The sequence below is a fragment of the Natronohydrobacter thiooxidans genome (assembly GCF_001884735.1).
GTDB classification, from domain to species: Bacteria; Pseudomonadota; Alphaproteobacteria; order Rhodobacterales; family Rhodobacteraceae; genus Roseinatronobacter; species Roseinatronobacter thiooxidans_A.
On the sequence record NZ_MJAP01000002.1, the window covers coordinates 166,997 to 191,550 of the forward strand.

The 24,554-nt window shown below is 64.5% G+C and carries 1 protein-coding gene (cut by a window edge); it reads left to right on the forward strand.

The window, feature by feature from the left end; genetic code table 11:
- Nucleotides 1-24,554, forward strand: the 5' portion of a protein-coding gene (locus BG457_RS01965; protein ID WP_071795266.1) for a CARDB domain-containing protein. The gene runs 7,117 nt beyond the window's last position; only the first 24,554 of its 31,671 coding nucleotides appear in the window; the start codon lies at nucleotides 1-3; the stop codon falls past the right edge of the window.

Here is a 24,554-nt window from a genome sequence, read left to right on the forward strand (position 1 = left end):
ATGCCAAAGGACACGCTCCCCGGACCTGAGGACAGCCGCGCGCCGGAAGCTGAAGCGGGGCCTTTCGGGCAGGTCTATCTGGAAACGCTGGAGCAACGGCTGCTTCTCTCGGCCGATTTCTTTCCTGTGGCGGGAACGATCGAATTGCCGGGCGAAGAGGATGCCTATGTCCTTGTCCTGTCCGAGGCGACGCGGATTCATGTGGATGCCGTGTCGCAGGGTGATTTCGAATGGCGCCTGACCAGCGTCGCCGGGGATGAACTGGCGGGCGCGCGGCTGGATCGAACGAATGGCCGCTTTGCCACTGCGCCAGCCGCCATAGCCCTTGCAGAAGGCACGTATCGCTTCACGGTCAGCGGCATCGGCGCGGCGACGGGGGCCTATCACTTCGACCTGCGCGACCTCTCCGATGCAACCCCGATCATTCCGGGCGTCGCGGTGACGGGCGAGCTGCCGACCGGGCGCGAAACCGCAAGCTATTCTGTTATGGCCGAAGCGGGCGAGCGCCTTGCCGTGATCGTCGACACGCGCGACGGCACTGGTGCTTTCGATCTGCAGATACGCATCACCGGACCCACGGGGCAGTCGGTGCTCGACACCACGACCCAGACGGACACCCTCCGTAGCAGTCTGCGTCTGCCGGTCAGCGGGGAATATGTGATCACTGTCGAGGGCGCGTCGGGGACGGGCGATCCGGTGCAATTCGGGTTCACGCTTGATCGTGTGCTGGACCCGGTCAATTCTCCGCTCGACGGTACGGAACCGCTGATCGTGCCCGGCGCTCGTATCGACGGCGAGATCGACATATCCGGCGGCGCCGATAATTTCCGCTTTTCAGCGCCGGATGGCGGGATTTTCCTGCTCGATGCCTTGCGCGGCGCGGAAAATACCGTGCCCGCGCAGGCGCTGCGGGTTGCCCTGATTGACACCTACGGCGACACGATCCTTAACGAGCAACTGCTGTTCGGGGACAGGCTGGTCTATGTTCCGCCCGGCGATCACCTGATCCGGGTCAGTAGTTCTGTGCCATCGCAGTATTCCTTCGCCTTGCGGAATCTGACAACTGCGCCCGTTCTTGATTTCGGGACAGCCGAAACCGTTTCGTTCAACTCCGCCTCGGAGAGTGCGGTCTATCGTTTCAACGCCAGCGCCGGGGATGTCATCCGCGTGATGCCAGAGCCTGTCGGCTCGGTCAGCGGCATGACATGGGAAATCCGCGATCAGGCGGGCCAGGTTGTGACCAGCAGCAGCGGGATATTCCGCACTGTGCTGGCACAATCGGGCACTTATCATCTGTTGTTGCGCGGAAATCTGACATCGGGCGGTGCGCGCGAAGTGACCTTCACGCTTGATCGCATTACCGACACAGCCGCCGATCTGGCGCTTGGCACCGCCCAGTTCGGCACGCTCGCGCCGGGGTCACGCCACAGTTACAGTTTCGAGATTGCCGACGAAGGGCTCGTCGCCATTGACAGCCTGTTGTCCAGCTCCCTGCGCTACACGCTCGACGGGCCGTCAGGCCGTCTGGTCGATGCGCGCACGCTCAATTCCGCATCGGTCTATTCCGACACGCAATACCTCTCGCCGGGTACTTATGTTCTGAGCATCAGCGGAAGCGGATTTAACAGCGGAGATTACGGGTTCCGGCTGGTCACTGCGCCGGATACGGCCACACTCGCGGCGGGCGGCACACTGGAAGGACGGATCGAACAGCAAGCCGGTGTGCAATTGCACCGGATTGATCTGGCCGATGGCGAGACGCTTACAGTGGGAACCCTCAATCGGGGCGGTGGCGCGGGCAATTTCTCGCTTCTCGCCGCAGATGGCCGCATCATCACGCGCCAGTCGCTTGGTGGCACATTCGGGCCCGTCACGGCGATTGGTGCGACGCATTATTACCTCATGGTCGATGCCCAGTACGCCACGGCAACGCTGGATTACACCCTGCTGCCAAGACTTGCGCAGCATACGCGTGCTGATCTGACACTCGGCACAGTGGTCACGGCGCAGCTTGACACGCCATCCAGCCGCGCGATCTATGACTTCACCCTCGACAGCGACCGCCGTTTGCATTTTGACTCGCGCCTGTCCAGCCCATCGGGGCAGTTCAGGGTGTTCGATGCCGTCGGGCGCGAAATCGTTTCAAGCAGTCTGACCTCGGATGGCGTACAGAACCTGTTTGCGCTTGCCGCCGGTGCCTACCGGCTGGAGGTATCGTTCAGCGGACAGAATTCCGGCGTTCTGCCCTTCCGCCTGATTGATGCTGATGCCGCCGCCCTGATCGAGGTGAATGCCGAGCATACGGTGACACTCTCGCCCGCCCGGGGGAACGAAGTGCGGCGGATTGCACTGAGCGAAGGCGCGCTTTTGTACTTCGACGATATCGCCCGACTGGGCGGCAGTCACACGGCGCGGCTATATGATCCGTCCGGCCAGCAGATACAGCGTATGACCGGTGCCGATATCCAAGCCATCCGTATTCCTGCCTCAGGCGTCTATTACCTTGTGCTGGAAGGGCAGCAATCGGCATCGGCCGATACCGAGGGCAGCTACACATTTGCGCTATGGGAACGACGCGACCGCGCCACGCCCATGACGCCGGGGACCGTTGTGTCCGGTCAGATTGAACGGCCCGGCGATATCAACCGGCATAGCTTCGAGATTGATACGCCGGGGCGGTTCCATCTCGATTCGCGCACCAATCTCGGAACTCTGGCCTGGGAACTGCGCAGCATCGAGACAGGTTTCGTCGTGGCAGGGCGCAACTTCAACAGCCAGGCCAATCAGCGCGAGCAAATCGTTGATCTGGTGGCCGGGCGCTATGAGATTTTCGTCACCGGCAGCAATCACGCAACCGGTGAATATACCTTCAATCTTGCTCATCTTGGTGCCGCGCCGCTGATCGAGGCGGGCACGACGACCACGGTCCTCATCGTCCCGCAAGCCAGTGCATCCTTCCGCTTACCCCTGCAGCGCGGCGAAGAGATCACATTCACCCCCGGTTCCCTGTCCGGCACAGGGTTCGGCGCCGGTTCCTTCCGGTTGCGGGTGATCGACCCCCACGGAAATGAAGTCATCTCGCGCAGTTTCCAGGGCAGTGAAACTCTCGTTTCGCGCTGGGATGGCGCCTATTCCGTCATCATTGATGCTGGCCATAATGTCACATCGGAACTGAACCTTGCCCTGACACTGAGCGCGGTCACGCCCGTCACCGGAGCGGCGGTTTCAGGCGGGTCATTCGCCATCGGCGATCTTGTCGAGGGCGCGATTGCTGATCCCGGCGGCATTGCCGGCCATGTATTTACCCTGACCGAGACAACCGCGCTGGTGTTCGACAGCCGCAGCGCAACCGGGGTCATTCAGTGGCGCATCGAGGATGAATTCGGCAACCGCACCGACCCGCGCGCGCTGAATGCGAGTTTGCTGAACGGCTATTTTGGCGTTGGTTTCGACAATCCCGGCCATATTCTGCTGGGACCGGGCAGCTATCGCCTGGCACTGTCGGCCACGGGCAGCAATACCGGCAGCTACGCGTTCCGGCTGATCGATCTTGCCGCCGCCGAACCGATCACGCCGGATGTGCCCGTGACTGTCGCGCTCGATCCGGGAAATTCGGTACGCGTGGCCGGTTTCGATGCGCAGGCCGGGCAGCAGGTTTTTCTCGATGCAGTGGGCGTCACCGGGGGCAATCCGGCATCGGGTGCGTTTCAGTTGCTTGCGCCTGATGGTGAGATCATTTCCTTCCAAAGCGGAAACAGCCGTTCGCTTCAGGACACGCCCCTTGCCCGGATCGCGCAGACCGGGCGCTATCATCTGCTGATTTCAGGCAGCAATACCGGCGCCGCGCCCTTTGCCGTCGACTTCACTCTGCGCGCGGTCACGCTGCGAGAGGCCAGCGTCGCGACCGGAGTGCCTATCTCTGGCAGTTTCACCGAACCGCGAGAGGTGTTCCGGTATCACTTCAGCCTTGATCAGGCGACCGTGCTGGCGGTCGAAAGCCAGACCGGTACGTCGCAACTGTCCTGGGTTCTGCGCGACAGCACTGGCCAGATTGCCGCGCGGTCGTTGAGTTCCATGCGCCCCCTGGGCGGAGATCTTTATGCGCTGGCTGCCGGAGATTATGAGATCGAGCTGCAATATTCCGGCTCGGCGGAAACTGTGCCTTTTCAGTTCACCTTGCTGGATCTCGATGCCGCGCCGGTAGTGGTCGCACCCGATGGCAGTGACACTGCGACCTTCGATATTGTTATCCCGACGGGCGCGCGTACCGGAATGGTGCAGATGCAGCTTTCCGCCGGTGACCGGTTTCATGCCTGGCGCAGCGACGGGTCGGGGCCTGCGGGCTCTCTGAACATCGTCGGGCCCGGCGGCGCGCTGCTGCTGGACGGGTTTCAGGGCGGGGATCCGGGCACATTTGTCGTGCCACTCACCGGGCGCTACGTTTTCGTGCTCGACGCCAATGCCGTGCAACCCGCGGGGGCGGCGCTTGAACTCTCCTTGCACCGTCCGGATCAGCGTCAAGAGACCATCGCGCTGGGCGCGACGGTCGAGGGCAGTATCAGTGTGCCGGGCGACCGCGTTGCCTATGATTTCACCATGGCCAGCGGTGGGCAGGTCTATATCGACACCCAGTCCAGCCTGTCCGGCATCGGCTGGGAACTTGTCGGCCCGCGCGGTATGGTCGAGACCGGCAGCTTCGGCAGTGACAGTGGCACCACGCAGATTCTGGGTCTGACGGCAGGCAGCTACCGTTTCATCGTTTCGGGCAACCGCTCGCTGTTCGCGGTGGATGATTTCACCGGTAATTTCCGGTTCCGCCTGATCGATCTCGCCGCCGCCGCACCTGTAACCGCAGGCAGTTTTCTGGATGTGACGCTTTCGCCGGGCAATGCGACGCGCGCATTCACCTTTGATGCGACGGCGGGCGATGCGCTTTACCTGCGTGTCCTTGAGGCCGATGGCTCCGCCAACCGACGCGTGATCTCGCCTTCAGGCACGGTTCTGAGCACCACCGGATTCGCCTCTGATATCAATGCGCTGCGGCTGCCCCAGAGCGGGACCTATCTCTTGCTGGTGGGCGGGTCGGAGAACCGTACCGCTGAATCCCGCTTCGTCTATAACCTGTTCACCAATCGCAACGCGCAGCCTGTCAGCCTGCACCCCGAAGCCCCCGGCGCCGATCTTGGGCCCTCCGGGCTTTCGGTCACGCGGGCGGGCGGGGCAGCGGTGCAGGCCGGGGCCCCCGTCACTGTCCAATGGCAGACCGAAAACCGTGGGAGCGCGGATGCCGGCGCATTCAACGAGCGGCTGATCGTGCGCAATCTGGATCTGGGATCCGTCATCGCTGTGCTCGATCTGCCCGCCGAAGGACTGGCGGCAGGGGCCTCGCGGGCCAATCTGATCACACTGGTCCTGCCCGCAGGCGCGGCAGGAACCGGTGCGCTGTCATTCCTGCTCGAAACCGACTGGCTCAATGCGGTCCCCGAGCCGGGCAGCACCGGAATTGTCGAAGGCGGCAGCGTCTCAACCCAGCTTGTCGCTCTCAGCGATGAATTGCCCGATCTTGTGGTCAGGGATATCACGCTGGGCCCGGCCAGCGCGGATTGGCAGCCGGGGGATCCGGTCACGGTCTCATGGGTGACGCGCAATGACGGGTTGGCCGAAGCAGCGGGGCCCTGGGCCGAACAGATCCGCATTCGCAACACGCTCACCAACACTGAAATCCTGCTTGCTGAACTGCCCTACGATGATGCGCCCATCGCGGCGGGCGCCGAAGTGGCGCGCAGTTTCACCTTTACCTGGCCCGGCGGCGCGGCGGCGACGGGCAGCTTCGATGTCACGGTTTCAACCGATACTGACGATGCTGTCACCGAAGGCAATGCCGAGGGCACAGCAGCCTTCAACAACAGTACCACAACCCGCTTCGTTTCGGCTGCTGATCTGGTGGTCGAAAATCTGCGCATCGAGGGCGCGCCCGCTGCGGGTGGGCAGGTCACGATTGTCTGGGATGTCGTCAATCAGGGAAATGCGACCACGCGGGCGGAATGGAGTGACCGTGTCACGCTGCGCCGCGTCGGCACGACGAGCGCGTTCTTCAATACTGCGGTGGCGGTTGAGCCGGGCGCTGGCAGTATGCTTGCCCCCGGCGCGCGGCTTGAACAGCGCCTGAGCGTGACCCTGCCCGCCGGGCAGGCCGGAACGGGCGATATTCTTGTCACGGTCACGGCCAATCGCAGCGCCACTGGCGTGATTGGACTGGTCGAGGCCCTGCCGACCGGCGCAACCGGGGCCAATAACAACACCGCGACGGTGCAATTCACCGCAGCCGAGGTCGCGCTGGCCGATCTGCGCGTGTCAGATCTGGTCGCGCCCGCGAGCGCCATCGGCGGCACGCTCATCCCGGTCAGCTGGACCGTCACCAATATCGGCGGGGTTGTGACGGATGCCGGTGAATGGATCGACCGGATTGTGCTGTCGCCCGATGGCGCGACCGGCACGGGCGACGATATCGTGCTGGCCGAAATCGCGCGTAGCGGTGCCCTGGCTGCAGGGGAAAGCTATGCGCGCATGGTCGAGGTGCAACTGCCTGCTAATCTGGACGGGCTGTTCACGCTCTCTGTGATCACCGACGCCGCGCAGGCGGTCACGGAACCCGATACCCGCGCTGACAACACCATCACGACGGACCTGACTTTGAGCGCCCCTGCCGCCGATCTGACGGTCGAGGCTGTACTGGCCCCCGCTTCGGCGCTGTTCACGGATGTGCTGAATGTGACATGGCGTGTGCGCAATATCGGTGAACATGCCGCGCTGGGGGGCTGGGAAGATGAAGTCTTCCTGTCCAGCGATCCGGTGCTTGGTGCGGGCGATATCAGTCTGGGCCGCATCGCGCGCAGCGGACCGCTGGAGGCTGGCGAAAGCTATACTGCAAGCGGCAGCTTCACCATTCCCGGTGGCGTCACCGGGCCCTATTATCTGCTGGTGCACAGCAATGCCGATGGCGGCGTTTTCGAAGGCGACGCGCTGGAGAATAATATCGGCGCGACCCTTGCCCCGACGGCGATCACCATTGGCCCCGCACCCAATCTGACCGCAACCGGCATCACTGTGCCGACCGAGGCCGCGCCGGGGCAGCCGCTTGTAATTGAATGGAGCGTCGAGAATACCGGCGCGGGGCCTGCGCGCGCGCCATGGTCCGACCGGGTATTCCTGTCCACGGATGGCACATTGGCAGGTGCGGTGATCCTTGGCACGGTGGCGCGGCCCTTTGATCTGCAGCCCGGAGAAAGCTACACTGCCAGTCTGACCGTGCCTTTCCCCGATATCGAAGGCGGCAGCTACAGCATCATCGTCCAGTCGGATGTGACATCGCGGGTCTTCGAGGGCGGACAAGAGGCGGACAATCTGATTGTCAGCGGCCCGATCTCCGTGGCGCGGCCCGATCTTGTCATCTCTGCACTGCAGGCGCCTGGTCTGGTGACATCGGGCGAGGTGATCGAGATTGATGTCGATTTCGCCAATTCCGGCAGCGGGCAGGCAGGTGCCGGGCGCGTTGATCTTGTCGTGCTGTCGCGCGACACCCTATTCGATGCCGATGATATTGTGCTGGCGCGTTTTGACCGAGATCAGGCGCTCGCTGCGGGGGACGTGCTGTCCGAGCGGATCACTGCCCAGATACCGCTTGCGCTGTCGGGTGAGTTCCACATTCTCGCGATCACAGATGCCGAGGCGCAGATCATTGAAACCGACGCGCTCAACAACACCGCCACCGCTGCGCTGACCGTCAATCTGGCACCCCATGCCGATCTTGTGGTCAGCGATGTGACCGCGCCTGCCCTCACCATCCGCGATCCGGCCACGATCACCGTGTCCTGGCGGGTCGAGAATATCGGCACCGGGACCGGTGCGGAAACGGGCTGGATCGACCGCGTGATGGCCTCGCGCGACGGGACGATCGGCAACAGCGATGATTTCGTGCTTGGTGAGTTTGTGCGCGATGGCGCGCTGGCTCTGGGGGAAAGCTATGAGGCGGTGCTTGATATCGTGCTGCCGCCACGGTTCTCCGAGCGGCTGGTGATCTATGTCGAAACCGATGCCGAAGGCGCGGTTTTCGAGGCTGGCAAGCGCGACAACAATATCGCCGTTGTTCCCGGCTTCGTCGATATCATGCCCCAGCCCTATGCCGATCTGGTTGTCAGCGCGGTTCACGCCGATAGCGAAGGGGCCAGCGGGCAGATGATCGACCTGTCATGGACCGTCGAGAATCTGGGGATCGGTGTCACCGATCAGGCGGTCTGGACCGACCGCGTGCAGCTTTTCGCCAATCCCGATGGCACCGGGCAGTTGCTGTCACAGAATTTCACCCATGTCGGCGCACTCGCCGCGGGCGAGGGGTATACGCGCGATGCGCAGATCCGCCTGCCCGACGGGATAGACGGCACGGTCTATCTGCGCGTGCGCACGGGCGGGCCGTTCGAGTTTATCTTCACGGACAACAACATGTCTGTGTTGGTCCCGCTGGATGTCACCCGCAGCCCGTCGCCCGACCTCACTGTGGTCGATCTGGCCTTGCCCGACACGGCCATCGAAGGCGCGGCCATCGACATTGCGTGGCGCGTCGAGAATCTGGGCGCGGCACCCGCTTCGGGGCGCTGGGTGGATTCGGTCTATCTGGAAGCGGTGGATGGCGGCGCGCGACAGCTCATCGGGCGCTATGCGACCGAAACAACCCTTCAGGCCGGGCTCGGTTATCAGCGTACTGAACGCGTGAGCCTGCCGCAGCGACTGGTGGGCAGCTACCGGCTTGTTGTCGTCACCAATGAAAGCGGCACGCTTTTCGAGGATGGCGCCGCCGCGCAGAACAATCTGGCCACAAGTGCGGATGTGATGACCATTGCGCCACTGCCACGCCCCAACCTTCAGGTGGCCGCGATTGTGGCCACGGATGGCGTTGCCGCCGGTGGCACGGTTTCGGCGGAATATGAGATCATCAATCAAGGCAGCGTCACGGCCTCGGGCAACTGGATTGACCGGGTGTATCTGTCGCTCGATCCCTTCCTGTCCCCGGATGATCTGCTTCTGGGCAGCTTTCAGAACATTTCGGCGCTTGCGCCCGGCGAAAGCTATTCCGCGGTGACCGGGCCGCTGGTGGTGCCGCTGCGCTTTGGCGGGCCTGCCTATATCATCGTGTCAACCGACGCGCTTTCGCAGATCGATGAATTTCCGAACGAGGGCGACAATATCGCCGCGACGCAAATCCAGATCACACCGGCGCTCAAGCCTGATTTGCTGGTCGAGCAGGTGATCGCGCCGGTTCAGGCGGTGGCTGGTGCGCAGATCGAGCTGCGTTTCTCGGTGACGAATGCCGGTCTGAACCCCACTTTCGTGAGCAACTGGACCGACAGTATCTGGCTTGCCCGCGACCCCCGGCGCCCCAGCCCCCTGCCGCCCGCCGATCCGACAAGTGGTGGGGTCGATTTCGTCAGCGGCAACAGCGCGATCCTGTTGCGCAGCCTGCCGCATTCCGGCGTGCTGGCGCCGGGTGAACGATACGAGGACAGCGCGCTGGTCACCATCCCCGACACTGTGGAAAGCGGGCGCTATTACCTGACGGTCTGGACCGATTCCACTGATCTGGTGATCGAGGACACGCTTGCAGGTAACGAAAACCCCGACGACCCTGACGAGATCGACAGCAATAATTATCGTGGCCGGGCCATCGATATTCTGGCCTTTGTGCCGCAACTGCCCAATCTGGTTCCCGAAACGATCTCGGTTGACGGGCCGGTGGTGGCCGGGCAAAGCCCGCTCCGGGCTAGCTGGACAGTCGAAAATCAGGGCAACGGCCCGATTGATGCCGATGCGCGCTGGGTTGACAGGGTCTATGTCAGCGACAACCCGGTTTTCGGGGCGCCGGGCGCGCAGGTCTGGCTGGTGGGCGAGGTTGCGCGCACAGGGCCGCTGGCCACAGGCGCACGCTATCAGCAAAGCGTCGAGATCGACCTGCCGCCCTCGGTGCGGGGCCAGTATGTGCATGTCGTGGTCGATGCCCCGCGGCAGGGTGTGCCGGGCGTGGTCGAATCCGACGAGGCCGACAATATCATCTCCACCTCCGCCAGCGTGATGACCGAGCCCTCAGATCTGGTTGTCACATCTGTCACGCCCCCGGCGGATGGCACGGTTTCCGGCGCGCAGGTGCAGGTGGAATGGAGTGTCACCAATCAGGGCGCAGCCATCTGGGAGGGGACCGAACTCTGGTTCGATTCCGTTTGGATTTCGCCTGACCCCGTGCTTGATCTGAGCCGCGCCACGCGCCTTGCCGTGCAGACGATCCAGCTTGCCGCGCCGCTTGGCGCGGGCGAAAGCTATACCGCGCAGGCCATGGTGACACTTCCTGCCGGGATCGACGGGCGCCAATTCATCCATGTCCTCACCGATTCAGAGGCCAGCGGTCGCAATCCCGAGCGTGAACTCACCAGCGGCAACAGCACGACCGCCGCGCGGCATTATGCGGCCAGTGTCTATGAGGGGGCGCTCAACACCAATAATCGCGGCAGTGCGGCCTTCGATGCGGTATTTTCCGAACCGGATCTGGAAATCACCGCGATTGATCTGCCCGAAGAGATCGTCTCGGGCGTGCCTGTCCCCATCCGCTTCACGATCACCAATACCGGCACGCGCGACGCGACCGCGCCCCTCTGGATGGACCGCGTGTATCTGTCGCGCGACGCCGCACTTGATCTGGGCGATCACATGCTGGCCGAGTTCGAACATCGCGGCGGGCTGGCGGCGGGCGAGAGCTACACGATCGAGAGCGAGATCATTCTGCCGCCGGGCCTGTCGGGGCCATTTCATATCCTGTTGCAGACCGACAGCGCCACCGGCACCGGCAGCGCAAATTCCAGCACCGTCGGGCCCGGATTGGCAGGGCTGCGCGTCACCGGGCCAGACAAGGTGCGCGAATTTCAGGGCGAGGGCAATAATCTGGTCGCTCTGGCCCGCGAGGTGACAGCCGGTGCCCTGCCGGATTTGCAGGTCGCCACAATCGACATCCCCGAAACTGTGCAACGCGGCGCGGCGCTGACCATCGGCTACGAGGTTGTCAATGCTGGAGCGGCGACGCCCCCGATGCAGGGTCGGTGGGCCGATCTGATCTACCTGTCGCGCGATCAGTCGCTGGATCTGGCCGCTGATATCTTTCTGGGTGCGGTAGAGCATTCCGGCGGGCTCGGCGCTGGTGAAAGCTACCAGATCACCCGCAGCTTCACCCTGCGCCAGCCGCTAGAGGGCGAATATTTCGTCTTTGTCGTGACCGACCGGGCCACCCAGACCGCGCCGTTGGGGGCCGTGTTCGAAGGCGCGGGCGAGAGCAACAATATCCGCGCCTCGGCCGCGCCGGTGCGCTTCACGCAGGCACCGCCCGCCGATCTGGTCACATCCGATGTGACGGTCACAGGCAATCTGACCGTCGGCGAGGAAGTCACGATCACTTGGCGCGTCACCAATCAGGGCGCGGCAGCGGCGACCGGGCAATGGGCTGATGCGGTTTTCCTGTCCAGAGATGCGCAATGGGATCTGAGCGACCGGCTGGTGGGGCAGGTCATGCGAAACGGCCCGCTCGCCCCGGGTGAAAGCTACATCGCGACGCTGACCACCCGTGTCCCGGTCGCTGCCGAAGGCAGTTATCGCTTCATCGTGCGCGCCGATACGCGCGATCAGGTTTTCGAGGACGGGCAGACCGCAAACAATACCGCCCCCACCCTGAACACGGTCTTTGTCGTCACGCCTGATCTGCAACTGGGCGTGACCCGCCCGCTTACTCTGGCTGCGGGGCAGGAGGTGCTGTTCCGCATCGAGGTGCCGCCGGGCCAGACCCTGCGGTCACAGATCGCGGCCAGCCTGCCCGATGCGCAGCTGGAACTCTTCCTGCGCAGGGGTGATGTGCCGACCGCCACGCATTTTGATGCGATCTACGACAACGCCCTTGGCCCGCTCCAGACCGCGACTGTCGGCAGCACCGAGGCCGGGTTCTATTATGTGCTGGCGCGCAATGCGGGCACGCAAGAGGTGTCGGCAAGCCTGTCAGCCGAAATCCTGCCCTTCCAGCTTCTCGATATCCGTCAGGACCGTGTCGGGGACGGGCGCTATGTCACCGCCGTTGTCGAAGGGGCCTCTTTCGCGCCGGACACCGTGCTGCGCCTGACCCGGCCGGGCGTTGCCTCGGTCCTGCCTGTCGCCACGCAGGTGATCGACGGCGCGCGTATCGTCGCGGTCTTCGACCTCGCCGGTGCCGATCTGGGGCTCTATGATGTCGAGGCGATCAACCCCGACGGTGCCCGCGCCGTTCTGCCCTATCGGTTCCTCGTGGAACGCGCCATCGAGAACGCGGTGGGCCTCGCTCTCGGAGGGCCGCGGATCGTGCCCGTGGGCGGCACCGGCACCTATGCGCTGACGCTGCAGAACTTCTCGAATATCGATACGCCCTACGTGCATTTCACCTTCGGGGCGCCCGATCTGGGGCGTGCCGAAGGCGTCTATGATCTGCCCTTCCTGAGTTTCTCGACCAATCTCACCGGCACACCGCCCGCAGGCGCGGGTGATCTTCCCTGGACCCTTGCGGATGCGCGGATCAACAGCACGGGCCGGACGCTGGCACCCGGCTTCGCCTATGATCTGCCCAATGGCGGTTTTACCGCCTTCAGCTTCAATGTGCAGACCTATCCGGTGCTACAGGCGCTTGTGGATCGCGATTTCGAGCAGGTGCGCCAATATCTTTACGATACCGCGCCCGAGTTGCGAGAGGCGGGGGCGCTCGATGGTGGGCCTGACACTCTGGCGACGGTCAATCCGTTCTTCGACCTGATCTTCCGCGATCCGCGTGTGCAGGTCATTGATGATGCCGTGCGGCTTTACGCGCCGTTTCAGTTCCATGTGCTTGCCGCCGCAACCCCGATGACGCGCGATGAATTCATCGCCTATCAAAGCGCCGAGGCCGAGGCGCTGCGCCGCGCTGTTCTGGCCGATCCGGCAGCGGGTTCTGCGCTGATCACATTGGCGGGTGATGCCGAAATCTGGCGCGCGGCCTGGCTCACGGCGCTGCGCGATGCGGGCATCCTGCGCGCAGAGGATCATCCGCCCGAACCGCGCGAACGGGGGCTTGCGGGCAGTATGGTCAGCACGCTGGCCATGGGTATTCTGTTCGGGCCAGAGGGCGAACAGATCCAGAGTGATGGCAATCTTGTCGCGTTTTTCGAGGCATTGCGCGGCTGGTATGGCCATGACCCGGCCCTGACCGCCGAACTCGCGGGGTTCGATCTGCGCTTTGGCGAGAATATCCCGCCGCTCGATATTCCCGTGCCCGCCTTGCCCGGTGCGACGCAGTTCGATCTGGGCCTCAGCAATCCGACGCTGTTTCAGGCCTTCAATGTCTTCACGCTCTTTGCGGGCGCGGACGGGCAATTGGGTGATGTCGGATCGGTACTGACCACCGGTGCGCTGGAACCGCTCGATCTGGCGCGCTTCCTGCAGGAACAGGAAGCGGCCGAGCGCGCGGCGGCGCTGCTGGGGCCACGCGGGGCGGGGGCCGAGCAATTCGTCCCCGGCGGCACGATCCTGCCCTATGAGATCCGTTTCGGCGGCGGCGAAAACCGCACGCCGGTCAATGAAATCCGTGTCGTGGCCGAGCTTGACCCGGCGCTGGATCCTGCGGGGTTCCGGCTGGGGGATCTGCGCCTTGGCGATATCGTGATCGACCTGCCTGGGGACCGCGCCTTCCATCAGAGCGAACTCGATCTGACCGGCGCGCGGGGCTATGTGATCCGTGTCTCTGCCGGGATCGACGGGGCAAGCGGGATCGCCACATGGCTTATTCAGGCGATCGACCCCGCAACCGGCGAGGTGATGGCCGGGGGGTCGGGGCTGCTCTCCGGCGACAATCCCACCGGTGCGCTGGTTTTCGGTGCAACCCCGCGCCCACGCGTGGCGGATGGAACCGAAATCGCCTTTGGCGCGCGGGTCATCTATGACAGCCGCCCCCCCGAAGATACCAATGACGCGCGCGTCACGCTGGACCGCACCCCGCCCGAAACCCTGCTTCAGGTGACGCGGATTGCGGGCAGTGATCAATATGTCCTTGACTGGTCGGCGCGTGATGATCTGTCCGGTCTGCGTCATGTCAGCCTCTATGTGGCCACCAATGGCGGGGCCTTTACCCTGTTCGAGGGCCAGTCCACAGCGACGACGGCGCTGTTTCAGGGCAGCCCGGGGCAAAGCTACGAATTTCTGGCGCTGGCCACGGATCTCGCCGGAAATACCGAACGCCCGCCCGCCGGTGTCACCGTTCCGGCGGATGGTTTCACGCCGGATCTGGGCGGTGGCGCGGGTTTTGGCGCAGCGACGGCCGCGGTGCCGCGCGCAGCCCCCCCGGAGGTCGATGCGGTCGCCGCCGCGCTGTTCATTGAGGCCGCGCAAGGTATTCCCGCGCCGCGCCCGCCTGTCGCCCCCTCGTTTTTCGATGCGGTCGCCAGCCCCTTCGCGGCGGCGGCTTTTGCGCGGGGTTTCGGCGCGGTCGACGTGGCGGGCATTGGCGTAACCGCCTTGGCGCAGGCCGGCGATGGCACGCTCTTCGTGGTGGCCGGGCCGGAACGCAGCGGGCTTTACCGCATTCCCGCGCAGGGCGATGCCTCGGATGCCGCACGCGATTTCATCCGACTGGATGCGCCGGTCTATGACATCGCCTTTGATGCTGAAGGGCGGCTTTGGGCCATGACAGGTCAGGATCTGCGCCAGATCGACCCCGAGAGCGGCGCGGTGCTCGCGCGTTTCGGCGAAGGGCTTACCCAGAGCCTTGCCATCGCCGAGGATGGGCGCATCTATGTCTCCTCGGGGCGCGGGATCGAGATTTTCGACCCGCGCACGGAAAGCTTCAGCGCCTTTGCCACAACCCGCGTGGGAAATCTGGCCTTTGCGCCTGACGGGCAGCTCTGGGCGACCTCCTGGCCCCAGCGCGGCGATGTGCTGCGCTTTGACGCCGAAGGCCGCGCCGAGATCATGGCCGAGTTGCGCACACCCGTGGATTCACTGGTCTTCGGGGCAGCAGGCAGCGCGCTTGAGGGGCTTTTGTTCCTGTCCGGCAATATCGATCCGGCAACAGGGCGTTCGGTGCTCGCCCTCATGGATGTCGCAACGCGCGGGGTTGTCATGCTGGGCATGGGCACGGCGCGCGGTGACAATATGATCGCGACCGGGGACGGGCGCATCCTCCTGGCGCATGGCGCAGGGGTCGATGTCCTGAACCCGGCAACCGCGCCGCGTATCACGGGTATTACACCCGGCACCGGGGCGGTGCTGACCAACCCGGTCACATCGGTTCAGATCACCTTTGATACGGATATGCTGGCCGGGGACGCATTGGCACCGGGATCGGTCCTCAACCCGGCCAATTATATTGTCGAGACTGCCGCAGGGACGCGCCTGCCGGTGCTGTCGGTCAGCTATGAGGCGCAGAGCCGCCGTGTCACCCTGTCCTTGGCCGGGCTTGAGACGGGTGATTATGTCGTCTCGGTGGCAGGCGGATTGCAGAGTTTCGCCGGGCTCGCGCTGGGGATCGGTGCGGAAAGCCGTTTCAGCGTCCTGACAGATTTCAGCGCGGTTCTGGATCTGGATTTCTCGGCGACAAGGCGCGACCGGGGCGATGGCACGCTGTCCTTTGATCTGGAAGTCACGAATACCGGCCCCGACACGCTGACAGGCCCGTTGCGCCTGCTGCTTGACCCGGCGCGGTACTTCACGGCAGCACCGCTTGGGGCGCTGGGCGATGGCGGGCTTTGGGTGATCGAACTGGCCCCCGCCTCCGGGGTGCTCGCACCGGGGCAAAGCGCGCCAGTGGCAACGACCACCTTCCTCGCGCCGCATGCCTTGCATTTTGATGTGGGCTTCGGCCTCTATGCGCTGCCCCAGCTTAACACCGCGCCGCAGCTGATCGAGCCGCCCTCCGGGGTGGCGGTAGCAGGAGAGCTCTATTCCGAGACGCTGCAGATTTTCGATGCCGAGGGCGGGCCGTTCGGCTTCGTCCTGCTCGAAGGGCCGGAGGGGCTGAGCGTTGACCCCGCGACCGGCGAAGTGCGGTTCACGCCGGATGCCACCACCCCGGCCCTCGTGCCGGTTGTGATCCGGGTCTTTGACCGGCAGGGCGCCTTTGCTGATGTGGCCTGGATCCTTGAGGTCGAGGGCGGCAACAGGCCCCCCGAATTCCTGACGACCCGACAGGTCTTTTCCGGCGCTGAAGGGGAGATGTTCGAAACCCGTTTCCTCGCCCGCGACCCCGATTACAATCTCGTCACCATGCTGGCCGAAGGGCTGCCGCCGGGCGCAAGTTTCGACGGGCGCACCGGTACCTTGCGCTGGACCCCGACTTATGGCGATGCCGGGCTTCATGATTTCGTGGTGATTGCCAGTGACGGCGCGCAAACCGTGCGCCTGCCTGTGGAGTTGCGCATCGCGCAGCGCAATGCCCCGCCCGAGATCCTGCCGGTGCCGGACCAGCGCGTGCGCGAGGGCGATCCGGTGCGCTTCACGCTGATGGGCAGCGACCCCGATCTGGCGCGCGGCGGTCCCGACCTGCGATTCAGCGCCCCGATCCTGCCCGCGGGGGCCAGGCTGGACCCGGTGACCGGCGTCTTCGAATGGGTGCCCGGCTTCACGCAAGAAGGCACCTATGACATTGTCTTCCGGGTCAGCGACGGCCAGTTATCTGCACAGACGACAGCGCGCATCATCGTTGAGAATGCCAATGCGGCCCCGGTCTTCGTGCCGCTGGGCCGGTTTGATCTGGTCGAGGGCCAGCCCTTCGCGCTGCAGCTTCTGGCCATCGACCCCGACAATCCCGCCTATCGCCCGCCGGTGCGTTTGGGCGATGGAACAGTGCTTTTCGCCCCTGACGAGACCGGCCGCGCCAGTGTCAGCTATGCTGTGACCGGCTTGCCGGAAGGGGCGGAATTCGACGCCGAAAGCGCGATGTTCTTCTGGACTCCGGGTTTCGATCAATCCGGGCGCTACGAGATTCGCGTGATTGCCACCGATGATGGCGACGCAACCGGCCAACCCGCCGCAACCGAGGCGGTTGTCATACTCGATGTCGCCAATTTCAATCTGCCCCCGGAGATCGCGCCCATAAGCAACCAGATCGTCGCTGCGGGCGAGGAACTGGACCTGCCGGTCACGGTGAGCGACGGCGATGGCGGTATCGTGCAACTCAGCGCAACGCTGGTGCCGCTGGCAAGCGCTGATCGGGTGGGGATTGATGTGCAGGCGCGTCTTTTGGGGCCTGACAGCGGTTTCGTGCGTCTTGTTCCGGGGCCGGACGGCGGCGTGTTGCACATCTCGCCCGAAGCTCTGGATCGTGGCGTCTATGTCATTACCCTGCACGCCGAAGATGACGGGGGTGGTGTGCCCGCCGATATCCGCCGCGACGAGCAGAGCTTCATCCTGACCATAGAGGCCCCCTCGGTGCCGCCGCGCCTTGATGTGCTTGAAGCCGTCGTGGCCGTCATCGGGCAGGAAATGCGGCTGGCGCTGCGCGCGACCGATCCGGACGGCGATGCCCTGACTTTCGAGGCCGAAGGACTGCCCAGCGGGGCTCAGATCGTGCCCTCGCAAATCTATGGCCGCGCCGAGCTGGTCTGGACGCCGGGGCCAGCGGACGAGGGACATCACACCCTTACCCTGACCGTGCGCGATGATGGCAATGGTGGCGCCGGGCCCGTCGGCAGTGACAGCCGCATGATTGAGATCCGCGTGCGCGCCGAGAATGCCGCGCCGCTTCTGCTGCCGGTCGGCGGTCAGCGCCTGGCCGAGGGCGAGACGCTGGAATTGCCCCTTGTCGCGATAGATCCTGATGGCGACCGCGTCAGCTATCTGGCCGAGAACCTGCCCTCGGGCGCTGTTCTGGACCCGCATAGCGGCGTCTTGCGTTGGACGCCGGGGATGTTCGACGCCGGGACCTATGCGGGGATCGTCCTGATCGCGACCGATGGCGCGGCGGAAAGCCGCGAAACCATCACCATTGTCGTGAACAACACCAATTCCGACCCGATCCTGACCCCGCTCGGGGTGCAGCGCGGGCGCGAGGGCCAGCCGCTGAATTTCAGATTGCTGGCCGGCGATCCCGACGGAGACGCACTTGTCTTCCGCGCCCTTGATCCCTTGCCGACGGGCGCGCGGCTCAATGCGGCGACGGGGCAGGTGACATGGACCCCGGATTTTCTGGCCGCAGGCGAATATGCATTGCGTTTCGCGGTCGAGGATGGCCGGGGCGGACGGGCTGAAACCACCGTTCCCGTGATCATCGACAATGTGAATCGCGCGCCGGTTCTGACCCTCACGAACGCGCTTGGGTCTGTGGGCCTTCCGCTCGACGTGCCGGTAATGGCCAGCGACCCCGATTCCGATGACACGCTGACCTTCAGTTTCACGGGCCTGCCGCAAGGCGCGGTCTTTGACGCGGAAGCGGGCGTGATCCGCTGGACCCCCGGCGCGGGGCAGATCGGCGAGCATCTGGTCCGCGTCGTGGTCAGTGACGGCGCGGCGAGTGATAGCGGAACCCTTCTGATCCGCGTAACCACCCTGCCCGAAGCGCCGCAGGTCACCCTCGTCGCCACGCCCGATTTCCCTGTACTTCCGGGCCAGAAAGTCACGCTGACGCTGCGTGTTGCGGGCCTTGGCGCGGTAGCCGAGACGCGCTTTGTCGTGGATGGCGTGGTGATCGATCCCGGCCCGGACGGCACGCTTACATTCACCGCAGGCGCGCCCGGCCGCACAGAGATACGCGCAGAGGCCGTCGGCGTGAATGGCGCGGTAGGCGTTGCGCAAACCGTGATCCGTGTCCGCGATCCGGCCGATACCGCCGCCCCGATTGTCGCGCTCGACCCGACGCTGGCGCATTTTCCGATCCGGGGGCCGGTCGCGATCACCGGACAGATCGCCGATCAGGCGCTCGATTCATGGCAACTGATCGCCATCAATTCCCTGACCGGCGCAGAAACGCTGATCGCCTCGGGGCTCCAGCCGCACGACGGGCCGCTTGCAACGCTTGATCCTGCCTCCTTGCCGTCGGGGTTTTACACCCTGCGCCTTGACGCTGTCGATCTGGGGGCAAGGCGCGCGCAAACAAGCCTGCAAGTCGAGATCCTCGGTGCCAATGAAAGCGCGCGTCCGCGGCTTGTCGCGACCGACCTGGAACTTGTTATCGGGGGCAATACACTTGCGCTCACGCGCCAGCACGATACCGGGCTTGCCAGTGCTGGGAACACATTCGGCACAGCCTGGCGCGCGCCATGGGCAGATTTCGATCTGGCCTTCGATCCCCGCTCTACCGGGCGCGACGCGAGTGGCGTGCCACAGGGGCTCTCGGTCCAGTCGCGGCTGCATCTGACCCTGCCCGATGGCACCCGCGCGGGCTTTTCGGTCATCGCAGAGCGCGATCCGGTCAGTGGCGGGGTGCTCGCCAAACCCGTTTTCGTGGCCGACGACCCCCATGGCTGGCAGCTTGAGGCACGGGCAGAACGGCTATTGCTCTCGGGCGGGCTGTTCTTCGATCCGGTGACGGGTCTGCGCTGGGATCCGGCGGGATTTGCAGATCCGATCCTCACCCTGCTTGCGCCGGACGGGACGCGCTACGCGCTGTCGGGCACCGGCGCCGTGCGCGCAATCACCTTCGCTGACGGGGCCGAGGCGCTGATCGCCGATACGGGCATCCTGCATGGCGGCGAAACTGTCGCAAGCTTCACGCGCGACAGGCAAGGCCGGATCACGGCCATTGATGCGCTGGACGAAGGCCGCATTGTCTATGATTATGACGCTGCGGGGCGCCTATCCTTCCTGCGCGATGTTCTGGAAGGGGCAGGTGATTTCCTCGCCTATGACCAGCAGGGACGCCTGATCGCGGCAACAGGGCAGGGGCTCTGGTTCGATGCGGCGCAGGGTTTCTCCCCGCGCGCGCTGGGCCTGCATGTGCCCGCGCTGGCCAGCCTTGCCGGGCCGGGTGCCGCGCTCGATTTCGGCGCGGACGGTCGTGCACTGATCACGCTCAGCCTGCGCGAAAGCGAGACCCGCAACGGCCCCGTCCTGATCGCGCTGATGGTCGAGGGGACGGTCAGCGCCACTGCGCTGGATGATGGCGCGCAGATCATTTCAACCGCCACCCATGCCGGGGTGACAACGCTAATCCTGCGCGGCGAACGCGCCGGGGTGCAGGCGCTGGAGCTTGTCGGAAGCGCGGGCAGCACGGCGCAGTTCACCCTCAGCGTGCTGGGCGATCTGACCGGGGATGGCCGGGTTGACGCAGCGGATGCCGCGCTTCTGGCAAGCGTTGATCTGGATGGCGATGGCGTGGCGGGGCCGCAGGACAGTGCGCTTTTTGCCGCCAATCTGGGTTTTGTCGCCAATCGTGCCCCCGAGGCGCGCGATGCGCAGCTTTCCGGCATTGCGGGCGTGCCGCTCCGTATTCCGCTGGCCGAGATCGCGCGCGATCCCGAAGGCGACCGCATCTTCGCGGCAATCCGGGCTGCCGCGGGCGGCACTGCCCGTCTTGCCACAGGCGGGCAGGTTGTGGTCTTCACCCCCGATCCCGGCTTTGCTGGCACGGCCTTGGTGGAACTTGTCGTCGATGACGGCCATTCCGCGCAACTCATCACGCTGGAAATCGATATTGTCGATGCGCCGCTTCTGTCGCTGGAAATCGACACGCGGATGCCTTGGATCATGCGCGGCGAGACATTCGTGCCGCAATTCGCGGGCCGGTTTGAAGGGATTGCGGATCCGGTCGCATTGCCCGAGGATTATGTCACGCTGGAACTCGGAACGCCGGAAGTGGCCGATCTGACCCCGGACGGGCGGATTGTCGGGCGCGCCGACGGGCTGACCACGCTGATTGCGCGCAGCGGCGATGCGCTGGCTGTGACGGTCCTGCGGGTGGGGGCACAAAGCGATGCCGTGATGCTGGGCGCGCTTGTCGGGCTGGATCCCTATCCCGAGGCGGTGACACTTTCTGCCGATGGTGGCACGCGGCAGGTACTGCTTCTGGATTTCGACGGCAGGCCAAGCGATCTTGCCGCTGATCCCGCGCAATTCTTCAGTTCCAATCAGGCCGTGGCAACGGTTGATACGACCGGGCTTATTCAGGCTATGGGTGTAGGCCGCGCCACGGTCACGGTGATCCGGGGCGGCGCCGAGGCGCAGATTGACGTGCTGGTCGCCGAACCCTTGGGCGATGTGGCGCTGCTCGGGCGCGAGGGCGGCGTGATCCGCAATGCCGAAGGCTATGAGGCCACGATCGCCCCCGGCGCCCTGAGCCTTTCGCAAGAGGCGCGGATCGAGACGCTTGATATCGCCGATCTGCCGATCCCGTTCATTGATCCGTCCTTCGGCTGGACCTTCGGCGCGGCGTTCAATTTCGATCTGGGCGATACGCCCCTGCTGCACCCTGCCCAACTGGCCATTCCCACCGGGTTCGCCCCCGGTGACGAGGTTATTTTCTACAAATACATGCTTTTGCCGACGGAAAATGGCTGGGAATGGGGCTGGGGAGAGGTCGATACCGGTTTCGTCGATGCCGAGGGCCGCGCCCGGACCGCCTCGCCCCCCGCAGACGGGATCGGCTCCGGCGGAACCATGATCGTGTCGAAAACCGATCCGGCGCTGGTGGTCAAGACCGAGAGCAGTGTTCGCCTGACCCTTTCGCTTCCGGGCGATCCCGTGCGGGTTGCGGCGGCGACGCGGATCCTGGGCGGAACACCCATGGGGGCGGTGCAGAATGGTGACCGGATTGCCGTGAGCTTCAATATCGGCGCGGCGGTCACGCAGTTTTTCAATATTGCTTCCAACGGGGTCGCGACGGGTGCGCAACGGGTGATCGATTTCGCGCAGGCGGGCGTGGATACCACCATAGATATCTTCAACCGCCTTGCGGATGTTATCGACGCACCCGATGTAAGCCGCCTTGTGCTTCAGCGCCTGCCCGATGGCGGGGTGTCGCTGGAGATCGAGGGGCGCAATTTCGTCACTCCCGGCCCCGCGCCCGCACCCGGTTCCCCACTGGCAGATCACGCTGCGCTGCGCTGGATTGTCCTTGGCACGCCGGACACCGGCGCATTGCAGATACTGGAGGCAGAGATCCTCGCGAGGCTCGCCGAGGAAGGGGGCACGCCGGTCGATCTGGTCCAAGCCGCAGGGCTTGTCGCTTTCCGCGACAAGTCGGACCACGAGACCATCATCGCCGTCGACATCCCCAAGAAATTCCCTGTAGGCGGGGAAGAACTGCGCATTCTTCGGCTGGACGCGAAACTCATGAGCCTTGCCAGCGAGGGCGCGCAGCCGGGGGCGAAGGCGGGTATTTCCAGCGATACTGTTATCGGGCGCGACGCAAGCTACAGTCGGCCCTTCGAGGCCGGGAATAACGGCGAGATCACGCTGGCTGTGGTCCAGAACGGCGCAGGGATTGATGCCGACGGCGCCTTTGTTCCCGATGGCATTGACCAATTGGCGGTGATCGAGCGCATCTCCGGCCCCGATGGCGACAGCCTGACCCTCGCGCAGCGCATTCCCGTGGGCTATCTGGATGCCGAGGGGCGCCCGACAGGGCGCGGGGCGGGGCCAACTGCCGTCGCCACGCTTGCCAGCGCCAATCTGGCCTTCGTAACCCTGCAGAATGCAGGCGGGGTGGCCGTGGTCGATCTGGTCAGCGGTGTGCAGATTGATCCCTACCGGTCGCCAGCGGGGACTGGCGCGCCCGAGGCGGATCGGGAACCAATCGGGTTCATCCGCCTCGATGGTTTGTCCGATGGCGGGCGGGAAGACGGGGCCGCCTCTGCCCGGCCCTTCGATCTGACGCTTGATCGCAGCAACAATTTCCTTCTGGTCAGCGATGCCGCCTCCAACCGCATCTTTGTGATCGATATCCGGCAGAACAGCGCCACGCGCTATTCGGTGGTGGAAACGCTTCTGGTCGCCCCCGGCAGTTTCAACCTGCGCGAAATCGCGCTTACGCCGGATGGGCGGCAACTGGTGGTGACCGCCACGACCAGCGCGGGCGGGCCGGATCATGGTCGCGGGCAGATCAGCATCTTCAACATGCCCGATTTCACCGAACCGCAATCGCTGCGCCTGCCCGGAACACTGGGCCCGACCGTGTTTTCGGCACAGGCGATTCTGGGCAATGAGCTGCGCCAGCCCTATGGTATCGAGACGGTGATCGCGCCGGATGGTCTGACCTATGCCTTCATCACCGACAAGTCTTCCGACGGGGCGGGCGTGATCGTGCTCAAGCGCGAAGGGATGGTCTGGTCGGCACTTAATACCATTCCCTTCAACCTGTCCGATCCCTCTGCCTTCCTCAATCCTTTCCTGAGTAATGCCCGTGTCGCAGGCACTCTCAATGACGGGCTGGAAGTCAATGACGCGGCGGGGATCGTGCTGTCACCGGATCTGAAATTCGCCTTTGTCATGGGACAGAACCGCTTCCTTCCGGGCGACGTGACGCGCGATCCGAACTACATTCCGGGCGTACTCGAAATTGGTCCGCAAGGTGTCTATCCTGCTGGTTCCGGCATTGCGGTGATTGCCGATCCGTTCGCGGATGAGGCGCGCGTGATCGGCATGTTGCGGCCCGTGTCCAATTCCTTCGGGCTGGATCTTGCTGTCTCGGGTGACGGCCGCACGCTGATCGGGGCTTTCGGCGCGCGCGGGGCGTTTTTCGGCTATGATCTCTCGGCGCTCGGGCAGGTGATCGAGAGCTATCAGGCGAACAGCACTGTCGGGCAGTTCGCGATGGTCGAATTTGCCTTGAATGATCTGGGACTGATCACCACCGGCGGCATTCAGATTCCCGCCCTCGTCTCGCGGGTCAGTCTGGTCGGGTCGAGCCAGCGCAGCGGCATCAACCACGATATTGATATCGCCGCCGATCTGGCGGTCTGGAATGACGGCGGGGCATTCATCGAACGCCCCGCCGATCCGGATGGTCCCGCGACCAACGCGCCCGTGGGCACAGGTGGCATCGCGCGGTCGGTCGAAAGTCAGGCGCCCTTCCTGACGCTGGTGTCGCCCAGCCAGAGCGGCGGGCTGGTGGACAGTGTGAACCCGACCTTCGTCTGGGATCTGGGCGGGCAGGTGCGCGAAACGACGCTGTTCATCTCGGTTGCAGGGCCGGGCAACGGGCTCTTCCCCAATGACAGCTCGCCCGATCTGATCCAGAGCCTGCTGGACGCCGGGTTCCAGGGCATGTCGCAGGACCAGTTGGCCGCGATCGACAGCCGTCTGGTGCCGCTCGACGGCAACCGCAACCGCATCTATATGCGCAATTTCGAGGCCCTCGAAGACGGCGGGCAGATCAGTTTCACCTTGCCCAAAGAACTCGCGCTGACCCGTGGCCAGACCTATTTCTGGGGCGTGTCGGTCAATGATGGCGATCAGCGCCTCTATCAGCTTTCCGAGAGTTTCCGCGTCGCGCCAAAGCAGGCTGAATCCGGTTTCGGCAATATCACCATTGTCACCCATGACAT